Origin of the sequence: Streptomyces monashensis (assembly GCF_001866665.1) — a bacterium.
Classification (GTDB): domain Bacteria; phylum Actinomycetota; class Actinomycetes; order Streptomycetales; family Streptomycetaceae; genus Streptomyces; species Streptomyces monashensis.
In genome coordinates this window covers 1-388 of sequence record NZ_MLYO01000202.1, presented here as the reverse complement: position 1 = coordinate 388, position 388 = coordinate 1, and the positions used below count along the sequence as shown (strand labels likewise).

Genomic DNA, 388 nt, shown 5'->3' with positions numbered 1-388 from the left:
CGCGCGGCCGACCCGGCTGACCCTGGAGCCGCTGGAGGCCGGCCCCGGCGTCCCGGTGCAGAACGCGGCGGGCGCCCCGGCCTTCGGCCTCGGGCACGGGGTGAAGCTGGCGATCGTCCGCACCGGCGCCGACAGCGCCCTCGCCTTCGAGGTGCGCAGCGCGGCCGGCAACGACCGGGCCGCCTGCAAGCAGGGTGTCCTCGTGTACCGCGTCAGGAGCGGCGCGCAGTCCGGGGCCGGCCCGGTGGAGGTCGTGGACGCCCACCCGCACACCGAGGCCTGCTGGGAGAACTCGGTCCATCCGGCCCTCGCGGATGCCCCGGTCGCGCTCGGCGAGAGCTTCACCGTGCCGGGGGAGGACGTGAAGGTGGAGGCCGAGGGCCGGACG

The 388-nt window shown here is 77.3% G+C and carries 1 pseudogene; it reads left to right on the top strand.

Annotated features, from left to right (window positions below):
• A pseudogene (locus tag BIV23_RS45290) lies at positions 1 to 388 on the top strand (M6 family metalloprotease domain-containing protein); the annotation flags it as partial.